Annotated in this window: 16 protein-coding genes and 1 pseudogene; 7 read left to right on the top strand and 10 right to left on the bottom strand. The window is 62.3% G+C overall.

The window, feature by feature from the left end; translation table 11 throughout:
• A pseudogene (locus tag MLGJGCBP_RS07195) lies at nt 1-216 on the bottom strand (DNA-binding response regulator); the annotation flags it as partial.
• A 712-nt stretch (nt 217-928) separates the two neighbouring features.
• On the opposite strand from MLGJGCBP_RS07195, the gene MLGJGCBP_RS07190 reads away from it, so the two are divergent.
• The 3 genes from MLGJGCBP_RS07190 to MLGJGCBP_RS07180 all read left to right on the top strand — a co-directional run bounded on the left by MLGJGCBP_RS07190 (nt 929) and on the right by MLGJGCBP_RS07180 (nt 4,807).
• Nucleotides 929-1,510 (top strand): RDD family protein, encoded by a 582-nt coding sequence (locus tag MLGJGCBP_RS07190; protein ID WP_160094600.1) that lies wholly within the window; start codon nt 929-931, stop codon nt 1,508-1,510.
• Between the two features lie 552 nt (nt 1,511-2,062).
• Nucleotides 2,063-3,646, top strand: coding sequence for a hypothetical protein (locus tag MLGJGCBP_RS07185; protein ID WP_201452989.1), 1,584 nt, complete (start codon nt 2,063-2,065; stop codon nt 3,644-3,646).
• 741 nt (nt 3,647-4,387) lie between these two features.
• On the top strand, nt 4,388-4,807 hold the full coding sequence (locus MLGJGCBP_RS07180; RefSeq protein WP_160094598.1) for a hypothetical protein: 420 nt from the start codon (nt 4,388-4,390) through the stop codon (nt 4,805-4,807).
• Nucleotides 4,808-5,240: 433 nt separating this feature from the next.
• Here the strand turns inward: MLGJGCBP_RS07180 and MLGJGCBP_RS07175 are convergent, their stop codons facing one another.
• Together MLGJGCBP_RS07175 and MLGJGCBP_RS07170 are read right to left on the bottom strand one after the other, a co-directional pair.
• Nucleotides 5,241-5,402 carry a hypothetical protein gene (locus MLGJGCBP_RS07175; protein ID WP_160094597.1) on the bottom strand — a complete coding sequence of 54 codons (162 nt, stop codon included), beginning with the start codon at nt 5,400-5,402 and terminating at the stop codon, nt 5,241-5,243.
• Between the two features lie 770 nt (nt 5,403-6,172).
• Complete coding sequence (locus MLGJGCBP_RS07170; protein WP_160094596.1) at nt 6,173-7,351, bottom strand: LacI family DNA-binding transcriptional regulator; 1,179 nt, start codon at nt 7,349-7,351, stop codon at nt 6,173-6,175.
• Nucleotides 7,352-7,545: 194 nt separating this feature from the next.
• Between MLGJGCBP_RS07170 and MLGJGCBP_RS50365 the strand changes: the two genes are divergently transcribed.
• On the top strand, nt 7,546-7,929 hold the full coding sequence (locus MLGJGCBP_RS50365) for a hypothetical protein (protein ID WP_201452988.1): 384 nt from the start codon (nt 7,546-7,548) through the stop codon (nt 7,927-7,929).
• A 341-nt stretch (nt 7,930-8,270) separates the two neighbouring features.
• On the opposite strand, the gene MLGJGCBP_RS53150 is transcribed toward MLGJGCBP_RS50365, so the two are convergent.
• Both MLGJGCBP_RS53150 and MLGJGCBP_RS07155 read right to left on the bottom strand, forming a co-directional pair.
• On the bottom strand, nt 8,271-8,999 hold the full coding sequence (locus tag MLGJGCBP_RS53150; RefSeq protein WP_160094595.1) for a toll/interleukin-1 receptor domain-containing protein: 729 nt from the start codon (nt 8,997-8,999) through the stop codon (nt 8,271-8,273).
• A 109-nt stretch (nt 9,000-9,108) separates the two neighbouring features.
• Nucleotides 9,109-10,152 carry an Abi family protein gene (locus MLGJGCBP_RS07155; protein WP_236580961.1) on the bottom strand — a complete coding sequence of 348 codons (1,044 nt, stop codon included), beginning with the start codon at nt 10,150-10,152 and terminating at the stop codon, nt 9,109-9,111.
• A 272-nt stretch (nt 10,153-10,424) separates the two neighbouring features.
• Between MLGJGCBP_RS07155 and MLGJGCBP_RS07150 the strand changes: the two genes are divergently transcribed.
• Complete coding sequence (locus MLGJGCBP_RS07150; RefSeq protein WP_236580959.1) at nt 10,425-11,471, top strand: hypothetical protein; 1,047 nt, start codon at nt 10,425-10,427, stop codon at nt 11,469-11,471.
• Nucleotides 11,472-11,638: 167 nt separating this feature from the next.
• A complete protein-coding gene (locus MLGJGCBP_RS07145; RefSeq protein WP_160094593.1) occupies nt 11,639-12,781 on the top strand; it encodes a hypothetical protein in 1,143 nt (380 codons plus the stop codon).
• Nucleotides 12,782-12,951: 170 nt separating this feature from the next.
• Here the strand turns inward: MLGJGCBP_RS07145 and MLGJGCBP_RS07140 are convergent, their stop codons facing one another.
• Together MLGJGCBP_RS07140 and MLGJGCBP_RS07135 are read right to left on the bottom strand one after the other, a co-directional pair.
• Nucleotides 12,952-13,377: a hypothetical protein gene (locus MLGJGCBP_RS07140; protein WP_160094592.1), complete on the bottom strand. Its 426-nt coding sequence runs from the start codon at nt 13,375-13,377 to the stop codon at nt 12,952-12,954.
• Nucleotides 13,374-13,985 carry a DUF433 domain-containing protein gene (locus tag MLGJGCBP_RS07135; RefSeq protein ID WP_160094591.1) on the bottom strand — a complete coding sequence of 204 codons (612 nt, stop codon included), beginning with the start codon at nt 13,983-13,985 and terminating at the stop codon, nt 13,374-13,376. Before MLGJGCBP_RS07135 ends, MLGJGCBP_RS07140 begins: the two co-directional genes overlap by 4 nt.
• Nucleotides 13,986-14,343: 358 nt before the next feature.
• On the opposite strand from MLGJGCBP_RS07135, the gene MLGJGCBP_RS07130 reads away from it, so the two are divergent.
• A complete protein-coding gene (locus MLGJGCBP_RS07130; RefSeq protein WP_160094590.1) occupies nt 14,344-15,666 on the top strand; it encodes a hypothetical protein in 1,323 nt (440 codons plus the stop codon).
• 58 nt (nt 15,667-15,724) lie between these two features.
• On the opposite strand, the gene MLGJGCBP_RS07125 is transcribed toward MLGJGCBP_RS07130, so the two are convergent.
• The 3 genes from MLGJGCBP_RS07125 to MLGJGCBP_RS07115 all read right to left on the bottom strand — a co-directional run.
• The gene (locus MLGJGCBP_RS07125) at nt 15,725-16,348 is read right to left on the bottom strand and encodes a hypothetical protein (protein ID WP_201452985.1); all 624 of its coding nucleotides are present in this window, start codon (nt 16,346-16,348) and stop codon (nt 15,725-15,727) included.
• 144 nt (nt 16,349-16,492) lie between these two features.
• Nucleotides 16,493-17,263, bottom strand: a complete 771-nt coding sequence (locus MLGJGCBP_RS07120) for a CPBP family intramembrane glutamic endopeptidase (RefSeq protein WP_160094589.1) — start codon at nt 17,261-17,263, stop codon at nt 16,493-16,495.
• Nucleotides 17,264-17,338: 75 nt separating this feature from the next.
• A partial coding sequence (locus tag MLGJGCBP_RS07115) for a hypothetical protein (RefSeq protein ID WP_160094588.1) occupies nt 17,339-17,650 on the bottom strand: 312 nt, incomplete at its 5' end.

The raw sequence follows: 17,650 nt of genomic DNA, 5'->3' as shown, positions 1-17,650 counted from the left end.
GACACCCTCGGTCCGCAACCGATCAACATTCGATATCGGCGAAGACCCATCGGCCAGGCGCAGATCGAGCACAGCGAGGTCCAGGTCAGTGGTCTGCGCGAGTAACTCATCGACCGTTGCTGCACTCGCGACGAGATCAAGATCGACCTGACCGGACAGCATTGCAGCGAGACCGAGAACCATTGACTCATGATCCTCGACCACGCCGATGCGCATCGCTGGACCAGAGTGAGTGCGGTGGTCGCCGGCGCCGACCGGTGTCGGTCCCTCGGCGGACGAGTCAGGCTGCCTTGCAGGCGTCAGCATCCATCCCCCTCTTCCGGCAGTGTGCGTCCGAACTCCGGACGTGTGGATGCGACAGTAGCGTCTCGGTGCCATTGACTGGTATCTCCCAGTCGACGGACGCAGTCGACGTTACGCTCTAGCGCCACCGCCGCAGTGCCCCTGCTCGTTTCCGCACGGGCCAAACCGCATATGGCGTGTGACCACAGTCTGGTTCGCGGGCAGCCATTGCGGGTTCGATCGCGGCATGCTCTCTCAGTGGTGTGTCGTCTGATTGAGGGGGATTCCAGGTCGTCCGTTTGATGGACAGACGCATTGCGCCGCAATCAGTACATTTCAATGCACGGCCCTGCGGCCGCACCGATAGCGGCATCGTAGCCATCAGGGTATGACGGCCTGGGCAGTCGTTGCCTTCATCGGGGTGATGTGACCGCCGTAATCGCCGTCACTGTCGCGGTGTTCCTCGCACGAAAGAACCTCGCCCCAAACTCACTTCCAAGCCCGCACCACCCAGTCGGGCTCCTCCGACGCGCAGCACACGACAGCCGCCGCCCGGAACAACACACCGCCCCACCACCGCATCACTCCCGTCGGCGACGCATCGGCGGCGAACATTCCGTCGGCCGAGAACCTTCAAGGAAGTTCCATGACCCCTGTGACCCAAGCCAGCGCCGCGAACCGCTTCCTCGCCAAGTTGATCGATCTTGTCCTCGTCACTGTGATCTTCTCCTTGGTCAGCGCAGCTGCGACTGCCGTTTTCCTCGACATGGTCCACTGGAATCTCTATCGCATCCTGACAGCACTGCTCGGCATCACCATCGCCATCGCGAGCATCAGTTACTTCGTACTGTCCGACCACCTCGTCGGATACACCCTCGGGAAACGCATCCTCGGTCTCCGAGTCGTCAGCGTGACCGGAAACGGCCGCCCAACCCTCACCCAATCGGTCACACGCAATGCATTCCTCATCCCGATGTACCTCGGTTCGCTCGTCAGTTCCCTCGCTCTCTTCGCCAGTACCGGCAGCACATCGATCGGGACCGCGTTCACCGGTCTCGCTGCCGGGGGCGCGGCGTCACTGCTGGGCTCCACCGCGACCATCGGAGCGGGTATCTACCTGTTGGTCACCATCAGCAGTAGCCCTGAGGGCCGGGGCTTCCATGATTTGAAGTCGGAGACGGTGGTGACGGCGAAGAGCCCCATCACATCCACCGCGCCGACCCCGTGAGGGACTGATCTTCGCCGCGGTGACGATCTTCGCTCGCCGGGGCGATCGAAGGATCCGGGTCAAGTGGACGCCACCGGTTATCGAGGGTTCGATCATCGGCGCGGTCGATGAGAAGTGTCCGGCTTGCCTAGGGTGAGGACAACTAAGGTGACGACAACGACACCGCAGCAAAGTCGCCCGTCCGCTCAGGTCCTCGCCCCGCCGAGCCGCGCCACTCACCGTGGCCGCCGGACCGCGCCCGCGACCCGTTTCCGACAATCGATTACATCCGCGTGGGTAGGCTCTGACGTCGCGGAGTTTGCGGCCGCTCGATCCCTCCCACGTCCGCAATGTCCGGTGGGGTCGTGTAGATTCCGATTCCTCGCGCCACACTCTCGGAGGGGAGCCAGAATGTCGCGTCGACGTGTCGTCCCGACCCTTATCGCGTTCGCAGTATTCGCCCTTTCACTCACCGCATGCGGAACCAACGAAACCGTAACGGCATCCGCTCGCTCCGAGAGTGCCGCGGATCCGCGCGCGGTGCAGGCGCAGGTCACCGGCCTCGGTGTGTCCGTGACCGCACACGTCGGCGGAACCGCAGTCACTGCGACTGGTGATAGCGGGATCGCCGCGGCCGACACCCCTCTGGTCATAACGCCGGCGCCCGATCTCGCCCCGGGGTCGGCGTCGTCACTGTCCTCCACCCAGGGTGGAGTGTCGATTGCGCTCGGAGACGACCTACAGCCGAAAACCCCACTCACGTTGACGTTCGAGATCCCGCCCGGTGACACAACATTCGATGGCCTGGGCGCCGACATAGATCCTGTTCTCGTCGCGATCAGCAAGTCGAATCCAGATATCTCCGAGCTACTGCCGGCGAGCTGGGATCCTGATGCGCGCACCCTGACGGCGACCACAACACATCTATCGGATTTCTACCCCGGCAAGATCGACCTATCGGGGCTGCGCGAAAAGATCAGCGACAACGTCGCCGGATTCCTCAGCACGAAGGTCGATGCCCCCTCCTGCTACGGCAAAGTCGTCACGATCGGTGCCGTCACCTACGAGACCACCGCCCCGAACGAGCAGGTCGTCTGGCCATGCCTGTCCGAACGAAACGGCAATCTTGTGTTGTCGCTGCACTCGAACTCGTCTCTCGGCTGGATCGTCCGGTCAGTGCCCGCACCGGTCGAACGACACGAGCTCACTGATCTGACCGCCTCCGCGGTGGCGAACACCGCGGTCTACGCGTCTCTCCTGGGCTCCGACGTCGACGACGGGACGCTACTGCTACCGCTCGGCACATCCGAACTCACGTTCAACCCGCAGGACGTCCCGCGCAAGGTCGACATGCGGGTTCAGGCAGCGATGACGCTGGTCGACATCGGCATGCACGGTGCGTCGATGCTGTGGGGCGGGAACGAGTGGCTCGAGGCCGCCAACCCGTTCACCGCGGAGGATCTCGCCGGGTGCGCGGACACGAACTTCGCACTGTCTGCGGTCGCCGGGGCTTCCGATACGCAGGTCGGCGAGATGAGTCGCACTCTCCTCGACTGCACCACCGCTCTGGGGGGTGGTGTGGTGGAGTCGTCGGCGCTCGGACTGTCCGAGAGCGGCCGCGAGATGATCGGCACGAAGCTGCAGGGTTTGGCGTCGTTGCCGAAGAGCGCTTCGCTGCTCTCCTCCGCGGTCACGGGGCTCGGTGGGGAGTTCACCGGGAAGAACTCCGCCTCCGTCGTCATCCGTGCCCGCGGTGGTGATGCGGTCGACGTGAGCGCAGTGCCGGATGAGGTATTTGATATCGAGCGCTTCGAGATGGACAACAAACTGACTGAGCCGGTATTCGTGGGCCGCAAGGTCGGACCGTACCAATACAAGCTGAACGACGAAGGCCACGCCGATATCACGTACAAGTGGACGGCAGTCACCGGGGACGACCGCGAAATCAACACCGAATTCTGTCAGGTAGTCGTCTCGATCGACGGTCCGCAGCAGTTTTTCGACGACGTCAAGACCGCCCAGTGCTCGGGCGGCTACAGTTCCAGCTTCGGGGGCATTTTCAAATTTCGAGCCGACCACCCCGGCGAATACACCATCAAGATCACCGATGCCGTCACCGGCCTGACCGCACAGACAACCTTCACCGTCGAGAGGTGACCGTCTCGACTGCTACGAGCTCCTCCCAGGGATAGCCGATCGCAACTGCCGATCTGCCTACCGTACGAAACACAAAGAACCAGCAGTTTTGCCGGGCACCACTGGATATGCGCTGGGATTTCTGCCGGACGGCCGTCCCGATCGGGCGCCGGCGCATCGGATGTGGAGCGTGCGCCCGCACGATCCCAACACTCGAGGCGGAAAGCTGGGAAGACGTTGGTTGATGCGGTAGTGGTGACCCGCGAGATTTCGCCGCGCCTAGAATGTGTGCCCTTGGGAGGCTGTACAACTCGCATCTCGGATGCCTCGGTTCTCCCAACAAATCTGCGCCGGCAGGCGCTCCGGTGCGGCGCGAGATCTCGATCGTCCTGACGTGTCCGGATGTCCAGCGTCGATATGTCCCACGTTCGGAGGACTGTTTTCAAGCTCTGCGAATGTCAGCATTGGAGTTCCTGCACCACTACAGAGGTGAGAAATGTTGATTCTGAGGAAAGTTCTTCGCGCAACGTGTCCACGCTGCAATGGAAGCGGGGGGCACAGTGATTTCGGGAACTGGGTGAACTGCTCAGCCTGCGGAGGTACAGGGCAGAAGTAGTTCGGCGCGAGGCGGCCCGCCGCTGGATGTCGGGCGGGCCAGCTTCCACCTCGTCGGGACGGAGGCGCCGGTCATGAACCCAAGTGCATCAGCGCTCACGGAATCTTCCTCGTAGCATGAGGCCACAAACAAAAGGGAGCACTTCGATGTTCACCGTCCAGCGAGCTCTCGGTGTCACTCTCGTCGCCGCGAGTCTCACACTCGCACCCGTGGTCGGCACGACCCCTCAGGCCGCAGCCGAGCCAACGGTGAATAGGTTTCAGATTCCGCTCGTCTGGAGCACCGGCCTGTTTACGGGTTGTGGCTGGATCCTTGACTTGTGCGCCAGTACCCCGACGGCAATAGCAGGTGAGCAACCCGGCACCGTCACCTTCCCAGTCATCTCACCCAATAGCGAAGCCACCTACTGGATGCACTGGAGAAACCTAACGACGGGAGCCGCTGGGGTGCTGACTGTCCCGTACAACGAGTCGGTGAGCGTATTCACGGGTGCGGGACCGGTGACTGCCTCGATGACTACCGGGCAGGAGATCATAGCGGGGACCGGGGTGTTCTGGGTGCCGTGAGCAAGTTTGTCTCCAAAACCAGCTAGGGCGACGTTATGCCCCTGACCATTCAGCCGGTCGAGGACCGGGTTCGGATCGCGTGATCCTCCCGTATAAGCGACAAGCCGCGACTTTCATTCACCTGGTGTACGGTGTGATCCTTATGCACACGCGCCCGATGTCGTTCGCTTCCGTGATGCGCTGACGGCAATTCCACCTAGTTGAGACAGATTGCGTGGCCATCGCGAGGTCGTGCGGTTGACCGAAGGTGACGGTCCCGGGCGTTCGGCAAACTCGGGTCGATCATCCCCTCAGCTGTCTACCATCGATGCATGGCGGACCCACCTCGTCCAGTTGTTGTGATGATGCGGGCCCTGCAGCGCCGACTGCATCAGCTCGCCGACGCCCCGACCCCCCGAGTCCACGCTGCTCGAGCTGACCGCAGGGTTGGCCATCACACATCGCGGCCGTCGCCGAACTCGACATTGCCGGTATCGTCGGTGAACGCACGATGGCGACCGCGGAGATCGCCAGGCGCGCCGGCACCCGTTCCGCTGTGTGGCCAGGGGTACGTCTTGGCGATCACCTCTGCGTTCATCACCGCGATCGCACGCATGGAGCCGGCGAACAGTTGCTCCTCGTCGGGAGTGCTGGCTGAACCACTCCCACACCGAGGCGCCATGACCTGGGGAAAGGCCTGGCTCGCCGGTCCGCACGCTGGTCACCAGACCCGTCCAGGCGTCCGCGGTCGAGCGCAGTCCCATGTAGACGGCCCAGTCGTGCATGAACGCAGGGTGTTTCGCGGTGCAAGGTCTTGCCGACCCGGGTCATGCGGACTTTCCCGGTGCGGCGGTTAATGGTGCACACCCCGAATGCCGCAGCGGTGCGCAGCAATCGGTGCCGTCGTGTCCGGGCATGGTGTGCGACGTCGGGGGCGGTACCGGAACCCTGTCGGCCAGGTCGATACCCGCGCGTACCCCAAGTCCATCTCCGAAAAGCGTCCTGAAAGTCAGGTCTGCACGAAGGTTGTGACACGCAATTGTGGAATCAACTTGTGAGACGCCTCTACCCTGGGTGCTTATCGGATCCGGATACGGTCCAGGTGGCGTCTCATTTCTAAGGAATCGGGACGGGTACCCCCACCCGGCGCACCCGTCGCGGCGAGGGTTGACGTCCAGGTGAAAGAGGTAGGCCCACTGGTCAGATCTGAACTCAGCGACCTCACGGCGGTCTCGGGGGGGGGCGGTAGTACTCGCCGAGAATCGGGCGGATATGCCTCTGCCCCTCTCTTACCGAAGTGAAGACGCACGAATACTGGACGCGGGTCGCCCGGCGGTTCACTTCTGATATTTCGTATCCAGTAGCGGTGCAGGGTGGTCTGCACGTTCACGCAATTTTCGTAATTGCGTCCGACGGCCTTCCTGGCGCGCCGACAATTTCCGGCGGCATCAAAATTGCCGCGTTCTCATCCTTGCCGCTCAGGCGGCTTTCTAGAAGGTCGACAGCGGCACGCATCAGACCAATCTTATCGCCTTGCATGGTCATCCACTGCTGATCAGGTTCGACTAGTGTTCGGTAGAAAGAATTATCGTTACCGGCGAGCATAAGGGGCTTGTGATCATGATCCCGAGGGGTCAGCTTGCTTCTCGTAGTTCCTCGGCCCGCCAACGTCGCAGCTTGATGGGCTATGTATGCAATGGCATCACTGTCACACAAAATGGCATCGGCACCGGCATGCTCACTAATCCAACGTGCGGTCGATTCAACCTCCGAGCGATGGGGGTGAAGGCTATTTTGATAGTGAATGCGCTTTTGTGGGATGGTGCCGAGGCGGTCTGAAATAGTATCGCGACGTGCTGGTGGAACGTTGCTTCCGTCGTCGTCAAATCCGAGATGCATAAATTGCACGCATCCCGCTTCTTCCATCAGGTTAATCATTTCGATTATGCCGCGGGCATTATCGTTTTCTACATGTGGGTGCTGCATGTCCTCGTCGGATCCACGAGGCCGGCCCAACGCGACGTACGCGACCCCCTCCTTGCGTAGTCCGGCTAGACGCTGATCGTCGACCTGTAGATCGTTGACAACAAAGGCGCGCAACTTATGGGCCTTCATTGCTTCGTGATACGTCGGCAGTGCGAGAGTGCGGGCGTATTCGCGATGCCAACCGTCGAGGCGAAGCCCCGGGTCATCCCGTTCCGCCGCCGAGCCGCCCCCGACGTCGTTCACTCCCGGCACCTCGGGCTGCACAACGAAGGGCACGACGAGGCCGCGACGATCCTGGACCTCAGATACGAGTGCTTCGAACTGCTCCAGCATCACAGGCGACGGGGTCGTCCAGGAGCGCGGCAATTCATAGCCTATCCGCACGCCGCTCAGTGAACCCCTGGTTCTGCGGGCTGGGCGATAACCCGTTGCTGCAACGGCGCTCGCCACCCGCTGGCGCGTCGAGGGTGACAGCAAGCCTGGTCGGTTGAAGAAATTTTGTACGGTATCGCGCTCTACCCCCGCATGCTTGCATACCTCGTTGATCTGGGCTTCCGTACTCGGTCGTCCTACTGCCATTTCTTCGCTCCAATTTTCTAGTCTGTTCTTGCGTAACGCTCCGCGGTCGGTTAATGTTCCTGCAGCGAATACGCAACAAATTACTACGAAAGGGCGAGTCGAGCGGGTTCGCGGGGTGGTTCAGATCGTGTCCACTGGTGGAGGGATAAGGGCTCATGAGATCTACAAGTTCCACGACAGCAACCAGAATTCGAGTGCCGATCGTGGTTTACGCAGCGTTCGCTGCACTCATCGCGTTGGCCCTGGTGGCGGGGATTGCCGCCAAGGGCAACGTCATCCAGGCGGGACATACAGCATCAGCTGTGAGTACGTCCCAGATCAGGGAGGCGGCGGTTGTTCCCGCCGTCGAGCTCGTCGCGCATACCCCGGCACGCGCCGGATGGAAGGCGGACACCGCGCGATTCGCTGGATGCCTCGGTGGGTTCGGAATCGCAGCGGCACCGGTGGTTGCGGGCTTCATGTTCGGTGGTCCCGCCGGAGCTAAGGCGGCCGCAAAGGCATGGTTCCCCAGGCTCGGACCGGTCGGCACCAATACGATGAAGTGGTGCCTGGCGTCGGTACTGGGGGTTCGCTTCTGACACATGGCAAAGCAGCAGAGGGTGCCACCCAAGTTCGTGCGGGGTGGCACCCTCTTCTGTAAGGTCCATGTTCCCTGCAGACTCGCTCCACGGAGCCCCATTGCCATCGGTGGATCTGTCTATGACCCCACCGATCCGATCGGACGGCTGCTGTTCACCACCCTGTCGGATGATCGCCGAGTTCGAGCCGCCTGGTCGAAGGGTGGTACATCAGATCTCGCCAACTGCGAGACGCTCTGCGTGCTGCACAACCGATCCAAGGGCAACAGATGAGCCCAGCCATCGGCGTTGTCGGCCGCGCTTCGACCATGGCGTAGGTCTTCCAGCGAGGAGCCCGTCTGTCAGGCGTCATCCTCGGCGAGAGCCGCCGCCGCGGCGGCGACCTTGGCGGCGACTTCCTCCAGCGACGACTCCGCGGTGTCTAGGCCAGAACGTGAGGCGAGTAGGGGGCTAACGTCCCGGAGAGAATCAAAGGTAGTGCCGTGGGCGACGGGGATCACTCGGTCGGTCGCGAGCAGCACGGAGAGCTCCTTGTCGGCGATTCCTTCGGCTGCCAGGCTCTTTAACAGCGCCGGGGTCACCAGCACGATGCCGATCCGGGAACTAACCAATCCTTTGTCGATTTCGCGGAGTAGCGACTTGCCGAGGCCGACGTCCTTCTCACTGAACCAGACCGTCGCGTCGTTGGACTTCAAGAGGTCGTATAGCTCAGCCGCGCAGCCGGTCCGGTCCTCCCAGGCGTGGCAGAGGAAGAGGTCGCGACGCTCGGGGTGTTGGCGCGCCTGCTCCTCGGCCTTGCGGGCCAGGGGCTCGATGGAGCGCCACTCGGCGGAGGTATACGAGACTGAGCCCCCGCCACGTGTACGGCGCGATCTCCCGCCGCTGAACGACCCGTCTCTGCCGGAAGATGCACCGCCCGCCGACGAGCCACCACCGCCACCCCGGTACGAGGGGACCGGCGGAGAATAGGAGTAGGAGGGACGGCGAGACGATCTGTTCCGGCACGCCGGACAGTTGGCGGCAGCGCTCGCCGTGCGGTGGCCGTAGATAGGCGCTGTGCAACCAGACATGAAAGCATGTTACGTGTAGCGCCCGACAGTCAGGTCGTCAGCGGTGCGTAGCTTCGTGAGGCCACGACGTTCGACGCCCCAGGGGTCGAGGCAACCTTCTCCGGGACGGCTATGAGATTTTCCCAGCCCACTGAGGTAGCTCTGCCCAGTTGCTCGGGAAACCCATCTCTTCGACAGTGCGGTGCCGGAAGTGCGTGAAGGTGTGGTGGACGAGATTCGCCACCTTCTGTGACCAGGTGTTGCCTGGGGAGGTCGTGTTGAGCAGGAACGCGGTGATGCAGATCGTCATGTAGACGTGCTCGGCTTGGTCGTGCGGGACACCGTCGAAGCCAGGCAAGTGGGACGTGGCTCGTGTACCGACGGGGGTGAGTTGCCGGTTCCACAGTCTGCCGTGATGGGCGCAGATGTTGCGTACGACGGTCAGGTGTTCGAGCCAGTTGGCGAGTGGGGGCCGGCGATTCCACTTCTTCTTCTGGTTGTTCGAGATGTTCGGGTCTCTGGTGAGGTCGAACCAATCGGAGACCGCCCGCTGGTCGGCGGACGTCATGGCTTCGAACAGTTTCGAGATGTCGGCGAAGTCGAGGACGTCGGTGAGAACCCAGATCGGAAGCTGGCCGCCGTATTTCAGGTCGTGGTGGTCGACGAATTTGTCTCGGCCGCGAGCACGGGCGATTCTGTTACTTGCCGTGCTGTTCCAGCTGCCGTGGTTGAAGGTAGACCGGAACAGGGCGACGTTCTTGTACGCCTGAGGGTCGTGTGCACCGAGGACATAACCGATCTGGCTGCGCATGGCGACCTCGATCCGCTCCAGGCCGCTGAGGAGCAAGGTCTTGAGGTGTCGATCGAACTCGTACAGTCGCACGACCTCGGTGAACGAGGTTCCTGACAGGAATCGGTCCGTCAGACCGGTGCCGACCGAGTTCGGTGCCCGGAAGGGATACCAGTACCCGCTGAGGCGGTAGTACCCTATGGCTGCAAGCCAGCGACGAGCTTGGTCCTCGTCATCAACCGTCATCCCGCGGCCTTTGATGCGTACGAGCTGATCGTTGATCGAGAGGAACGGCTTCACCGGTGTAGTCACACCGCTGAATATAAATCCGGCCCGCTCCCGGAACCGGGGCGGGCCGAACGATTGAACACATTCTACGAACACGTCCGACAATGCCGCAAATCGTCATGTCAGGGGCGCTCTGCATCAATCTGAGTGGACGATCAGAACCTGACATCAGAGCGCCGGACCGGGGGCGCGGTGGGGGTCCTCTGTGAAGGCGCTGTGCTGTTCGTGAGAAGTTCAGGCGGCTTGCTTTCTTTGCAGTTCCGTGCACTAGCGATGGTACGACCAGGCCTTGTCCTCTCATCACTTGCTGTCATCGAGTTGTCCACATAATTGAGGCAGACGGCGACACCGAGGCCGTGCAGGTATTGGTGTCATGCCATCGCAACTCGTTCGACTACCAGGCCCGCACGTTGCTGGCGGACCGGCAGGAGAAAGCGACCCGGGTCGAACGCACCGCCCCGTACGCCGACGCGGGATTCACCGTGCTCGACGGAGAACCCGGCTACCAGGATGACTCGAAGATCCACTGGCGGTACATCGCCACCGCCGAGGACGCCGAGGCGGACCCGCGCGCACACATCACCGAGGAGCAGGTGCGGCAACGGCCGGACCTGTGGGGTGTGTGGGTGACCACCGAGACGATGTACGTCGACGTCGAATCCGGAGAACCGGTCGAAGAGGGCGACATCGACTGGGACACCTTCGACGACCCGGACGTCAAACCTGAGGAAGGACTGCGGCACGCGAACTCTGTCGAGGATCGCGACGTGTATGTGCCGCAGTTCTACTTCCTCGACGTGCTGCGTGCCGAGGAGGCCGGCCTGGTCCCGGTCAACGGCGGCCGGTACCAGTTCAACCGGGCGATCCAACTTGCCGGGTTCAACCCGACCAACCCGTTGCCCGAGAACGAGGAAGCCCGCGAGGCCGCCCTTCTGGCGGCGGAGGAGACCAAGCGGGTGCAGCGTCGCCGGGTACGGGAGCTGAACAAGTTGGCTGAGTCCGCTACTGACGTGAGGCGCGAGTTCATCCGGGTGATGTTGTCGGCGACCAAGCCCCCGAAGAACGCGGCCACGTGGACGGCGATGATGATCGCGCTCGCACCGCATCAGTTGTCGGAGTACCACTCATCCGATCTGCTGCCGGAGTTGATGGGTGAGAAGACCTGGGCGGCATACGACGCGAAGAAGAAGATCGCGGCCGCCGCGACGGCGGCCAGCGAGTCCCGCGCCTGGATGCTCACGTTCGCGCTCACCGTCGCGGCGATGGAGTCGCGGATGGCGAAGGACGCGTGGCGGTCGCGGCCGCAGTACGTGAGCGAATACCTCGGGATGCTCACCGAGAACGGGCACACCCTCTCGAATGTGGAGAAGGTGATCAGCGGCGAGCTGCGGCCCGAGGACATCGACATCACCTAGTCATGACGCTCCCGGTGGGTGTTCGGGGCATCGAGCCCCGAACACCCTCTTCGCATGCCCCGTGTTCGTGGACGCGCACAGGGGCGTCGAACTGAGAACCGCCAGAGGGTGATTGGCGGGCCTGCGGTTCGGCGCGGCGAACCGTGCTGCATCCTTATGCTGTACGGATGGCACTCCACGATCGCCGCGAGCGTTGGCTCGCGCATGCCCGCTCCGTTCATGCGACAACGGATCAACTGCTGACTGGTGGCGGTCTGCCCGTCGACCGAGAGGCAGCCATCTCCATGGCCAGAATCGTTGGAACCCTGCAAGGGCTGTTCGGGGACCAGGTCGAAGCGCTGGAAGGTGACGCGCCCGAAGGAGAGCTGGCTGTAGCAGTTGCGCCGTTTGCGGCCGCGCTCCGCAAATTTGATGTTCTCGGCAATCCCGAACTTCCGAAGTCGAATGGCGAACTGCGGGATGCACTAGGCGAGCTGTGTGATGCGGCAGGATCTGTAGCGGCCACGTTGGATACCGATCCTGCGCTGCGCGTTCAGTCCGTTGATGACGTAATCGCCGAGTTCGCTGAGAGTTACCGGGTAGCTCTACTGCTGACGCTGACTGCATGTCACGTACTTTCGAACAGGGTGGTCGGGTGGCGCACATCCAAAGACGACGGCAATACGCCCGGTGACCATCTGGATGTGTCGACGATGAAGCTCGTCGACTCCGATACGGTTGGAACAGTTCCTATGTCGATGCTTTCGAGCTTGATGTCTGCTCCCCCTTCCATCATGACTCCAGGAAATGAAGCCGCTGTCTTCGCGGAGATGTTCAGTGGCGGCACTCCCCCGCCGCTGTATCGCATGGCGTACGGCCAATGGTTCGGCAGTGTGGCTGCGATGTGGGAGGACGTGTATCGGGATCGACTAGCAATCGCTCATGGAGTTGATAGTGATGGCCAACCGTGGGACAAGAACGATGTAAAGTCGGAGTTCTTCTACGAACTGTGTCAAATCCGGCACGATTTCGCGCACAAGGACGGGCTGTGCGAGGAAAGCGCCGGAAATGCGGTCTTGAACTGGGGAATTGCTGGGAAACCACTTGCGCCCACTCCCCGGCAGATGTTGTCGTTGATCGACTTGTTCCCCACCGAGGAGCTACGCAGAACCCCAGTACGGGTTCCTCGGACCAGCGAACGCTTGCCGTACAACTTTCCGTCCGAGTGGGTAGCGAAGGTCAAGGATCGCGTCATCGCGATCGAAAAAACCAAACGCCTTCGGCCCGAGGTATTGAGGCGCGTCATTGACAAATGGTTAGACGAGTCCTGATGGAACGGCTGTCAGCCGCCAGGTGGTATTCGGTGCGGTGATGGCGTTGGTGCCCAGACGTATATTGGGATCAATTCTCCTCACACGCGGTCCGGCATAGGCCTGGCGGTATTCGACATCGCTGAACAACACTGTTGCTAGCAATGGGCTCAGGTGGCTGCGCCCCGGGGCTAGACCTTGCCTTGATCCTGGACGACAAGCTCAAGTTTCGTGTGGCCTCGCTTGAGCAGATAGAACTGAGGAAAAGCGCTTGCTTCGACTTCGCGCACGATCAGCTCAAGTCCAGCTACCAAGTTCGACATTTCTCCGTACAGGCTTAGGCGGCCCCTTGCTGCGACTCGTGGGATCCCGAGCCAGCTGAGACCCTGTTCGCGACATTCCGCTCGCTCAGCGCCGCGTGTGGGATCCATCAGCTGGCGGGCATCGGTTGTCACGAAAAGTTCGGCGCCGAGTCCCGCGACCTCACCGAAGAGCGGAATATCCTTTACGGCGGGCACCGTGTCCCTCCCGCCGACAAGGAACTGGTGCCGAGGACAGATCAGGGACAGTGCAGCAATCATCTTCTTGTTAACGCATTCGTCGATGAAGATCTTCACCCTGCCAGGCCCTCTACTTCCTCCTGGAAAGACACCGCGTCGGCAACGGCGCTGGGTGACACCGTGGGGTAGAAGTCGGGTACTTCGTCGGCTGTAACGTCGCCGTCTGCGACCAGATCCGCGATCGTGTCGAACGGCACCCGAGTGCCACGGATCGTTGGCCAGCCGCCGATCCGATCGGGAGCGACGCTGAGATTCTCGCGGGGATGCTCGAAGTCGGAGACGACTCGATCCGAGCTATTGGTGAAGCTTCGGTAGACGTCGTTGATCGTGACCAATTCGAACTGACCAGGATTCTTGACTAGATCCATGAAACGGTCTTCGTTCCAGACGACAACGGTCGTGCCATCCGTCGCGAATCGGTACGCAGCGGGGTGCTCGGTGAGATCGTGCTCGGACAGATTGCTGAATGCGGTCTTGACCTTCTGCAGAGATACCTCAGATCTGAGGTAGCACACACTACGTAGCGCGACGAGATCGCGGAAAGAGTAGAGCATTGGCCGGCTCGGGCGAATCTCCGGCGTAACCAGGCCAGCTCGGCTCCAACGCCGCAACTGATTAACGGACGCGCCGGTGAGCGCTGCAGTTAGTTCGATAGGAAACGACACACATGCCACCCCTCTCGACAAGTCCAGTCAATCACTCAATGTGACAGACATTTGGCTCGCAGGCCGACAGATCTGTGATCTAGACCGCACCTGTACCGGTGCTGGCTGATGGTAGACGGGCGAGCTAGTTACTTGCCAGTACACACTCGCGGACCTCAATGTACGAGGTCGCGTCTACCTGCCGCGATCGTTCAAGATCAGGCTCAGTGCGCCGTGGAATCGGACAGTACTCAGCAACGGATTGGCGTGCCCGGATTTCTTAGTACGCACAAATCGTCGGATTGCGGCTTGCTCGCGGTTGGAACCAGGATCCAGGTCGTTGGGTTACCGTGAATCTTGACTCGATGAGGGGGCGCTTGTGATCGAGGACAAGGCCCGGAGATGGCGCGACAGCAAGTGGTTCGACGTGGTCGTCATCGTCGCGATCGTTGCAGCCGGAACCGTGATGGCCGGCTTGCTGAACGACTACGAGGCCGGTGAGCCGGGTGCCGACCGCGCGTACTCCTACGTGTCCGAACCCGCGCCGTACCCGGTGCGGATACCGGGGTGCGATGCGGTCGAGCGGCCCTCGAAGCCGAAACGCATCACCTTCGCCACCGTCGGTCCGCAGGGCTACGACAACCCGAGGTATCCGTGGTTCTCGGGGGCGAAGGCGGCGGCGATGACAGAGGCCGCCGTTGATGCGCTGCCGGACTCGGTGGAGTTGGTCTTCGCCAGTCCAAGCCAGTCTCTGCAGTTCGAGCCGATCACCGATGTCGACCCCTCCGCCTTCCCGCAGGAGGAGGATGCGGACCTGTTCAACGGGTCGACCAACGCTCGCGGCTCGCTGATCCGAGACGGCTACGTCGGCACCGTGACGGTCGATGTTCAGGCATGGGACCGCCCGGTCCTGCCGTGCGTGGCAGGGGCGTTGGATCGACGCGACACCCGCCCGGACGGCACGGTGCTCGACTCGCTGGATACCTGGTACGAGGTCAACGGTGTACGCACCCTCGAACGCAGAGTCGTTGCGTACCTTCCCGACGGCACTCGGATCATGGCTACGGCCAGCGACGCCGACAACACCGATCCGAGGGCGGGCGGCCGGCGCAGCGGGCAGGTCCCGTTGACCCTCGACGAGTTGACCGCGATCGTGACCACCCCGGCATTGACGGTGACCGCGCCGGTCATCCCGGCCGTGCCATTGATGCCATCCTGCGGGGCCTTCACCGATTGGAACGGGCCGGAGCTGACCCGGGAGAAAGTGGCCCGGCTCGACCGTGCGCTCGAAGCGCGGTGGGCGAGCATGCCGGGAAGCAGCGACCTCATCCTGGATCGGCCGATCGGATCACTCCGGTTGACCGACTTCGGTAAGGACAACGTCTGCGAAGTGGTCACCGTGACATCGGCTCGCGGGGACGGACGCTTGGAGATCGTCGTCGTCAGCGGTCAGTCCGCGGCGTCACCGCAGGATGAGTACCTGAACGAGATCGACCCGGATCGCATCACGACCGTGACAGCGGACGGGTCCACCATCACCCGCGGGTTTTACCCCGATACCGGCAGCGCCTACTTCTCTATCACCCTCCCCTCCACCCAACAGATCATCATCAGCACCACCCCCATCCGGGGCTCCACCGTGCCGGTGACGCTGGAGCAGATCGAATACCTGGCCACCGCACCCGAACTCAACCTGAACTGAAAATCAGCGGACCCGGCGGATTCGCGCACCGGTGAGTAGTCGATGGCGATGCGGGCGGTTACCAGAGGGTGAGGGGAAGTCCGGCGGCTTCGGCCCACCGGATCCGCTCCTCAATGCTGCCGGGATCGTCACCGTTTGCGAGGCCGGCGCGGATGGCGGCGGCGACAGCGCGGGTGCGCCCGGCGGGACCGCGGACGTCGGCGAGTGGACTCGCGAGGTTTCGTCGGCGCAGGTGGTACTCGGTGCGGTTGACGGCGTTGGTGCCCAGGCGCATGTGGTGCGGGTTGACGCATCCGGCGAAGTCGCATTGATGACACAGCACCGCATCATCGGCACCCGACCATCCCAATCTGGGGATGACTCCGTATTCGAGTTGATAAGCGAAGAGATGGGCGGGCACGGTGCCGCGTCGAGACGCACCGGGCAGACTTGCGGCCCGAAAGGACCCGTGTCCGGTTGATGAGACCCCAGCCAGCCATGGCGTGCACAGGTTCCCGCTGCGTCGATAGCATTTGGCCTCAAATCGGGTGACGATCGTGGGTTCGGTGAGCCAGGACCGCCACAGCTGTGCCGGAACGCGAACCGGTTGTGGCTGACCGATCAGGGTGAGTTGCTCGAGCTCTGCAACAGCCGGGGTTTCGGGCATTCCGGGCAGCGTAGGAATGCTGCCGGTGACGCCCATATGTTCTCCGCTCGGTAGCTCTTGGGTGCTGTTACCGAGAGGGTAGAGGCTGGGTCTGACAGCTCGAGCACAAGCGGTAACGCGGCGAGCGCCTCGACCCGTGACCGGATCGAGGCGCTCGCCGTGTGGTGTATCTGCGGGCGTCTACGTCACCCAGCCGACCATGATGATCGCGTTGTAGATGCCGTGGGTCATGATCGATGGCCAGAGCGATCGTGTGTAGAGGGCAAGTGACGCGTAGACCGCTCCGCTGATCAACGTTGAAACTACGTTCGCGGTGCCGAATTCTGAATGAGCTATCGCGAATACAGCTGTCGATGTAACCGCGGTGAACGTGATGAGGACCGTTGCATTCGGTCGCCACCGTTGCACGATCAGCGGCAGGCTGCGGAAGCATATTTCCTCTGTGAGGGCGGCACCTAGGAACGCGGTGGCAAGTGCGCCGTACAAGCCGAGAGTTGTCGCTTCCGCCCGCCTCTCTTGGTGGGCGGCATGCTCTGCGGGATCGACTACGGGGAAGGCTGCGGAGATCTGTTGTGCGACGAGTATGTGCAGAAGTGCAAGACCAATGGGAATGAGCACAATCCACACCAACTGCATACGCACCGGCATTTGCCGATCCCGAGTCCGCACCGCTCCGAGGCCCAGCCATCGAAATCCGCGAGCGAATTCAGCGCGGATACTCCACCATGGACGCAGCGGCGGAAGTAGCTTCACCATGCCGGCTGCCATGACGAAGAAGCTCAGTGCAGCAAGAATTGCCTCCACCGGTTTGACCGGGGCAAGACTCGCGGCGAACACCGTCCCTATTAGCGGCCCCACAAGTGTGATGAACCAGCGCTTCTCGATCCGCTCACGGGCGATCCGAGGGCCTTCTGCTGGCTTGCCCTGTCTGTTGAGCGTCACATCGCTCATTAAGGTCCCCCCCGAAGTTACGAACATGAGCGTGCCACTGACACATGGTGTCAGTGGCACGGGCGTGAGAACTGATCAGGCCGACGCGGCGAGCGAATCATCCGCCGGCTGGGGTGAAGTGCCGATCGCTGCGGTCCCCGGCTGTTCCTTCTGTGCGGTCTTGCGAGACCGGCGCTGCGGTCCGCGTCGGCTGGGCTTGCTGTCGTCGGCCTGCCACCGTTTCAGATCGGCCTCGCTGAACCCAGCGCTGCGCGCGACGGCGAGTGCGTCGGCCAACGCCTTCTTGTTCGCGGCGTCGGCGCGGGCGAACTCTTCGCGGGTGTCGGCGAGAGTTTTGTGTGCTGTGGCGACGACGCGGATCGCCTGCATCTTCTTCTCGGCTTCTCG

The organism is Rhodococcus sp. T7, assembly GCF_009872365.1.
GTDB lineage: Bacteria > Actinomycetota > Actinomycetes > Mycobacteriales > Mycobacteriaceae > Rhodococcus_F.
This window is presented reverse-complemented; position numbering and strand designations above follow the sequence as displayed.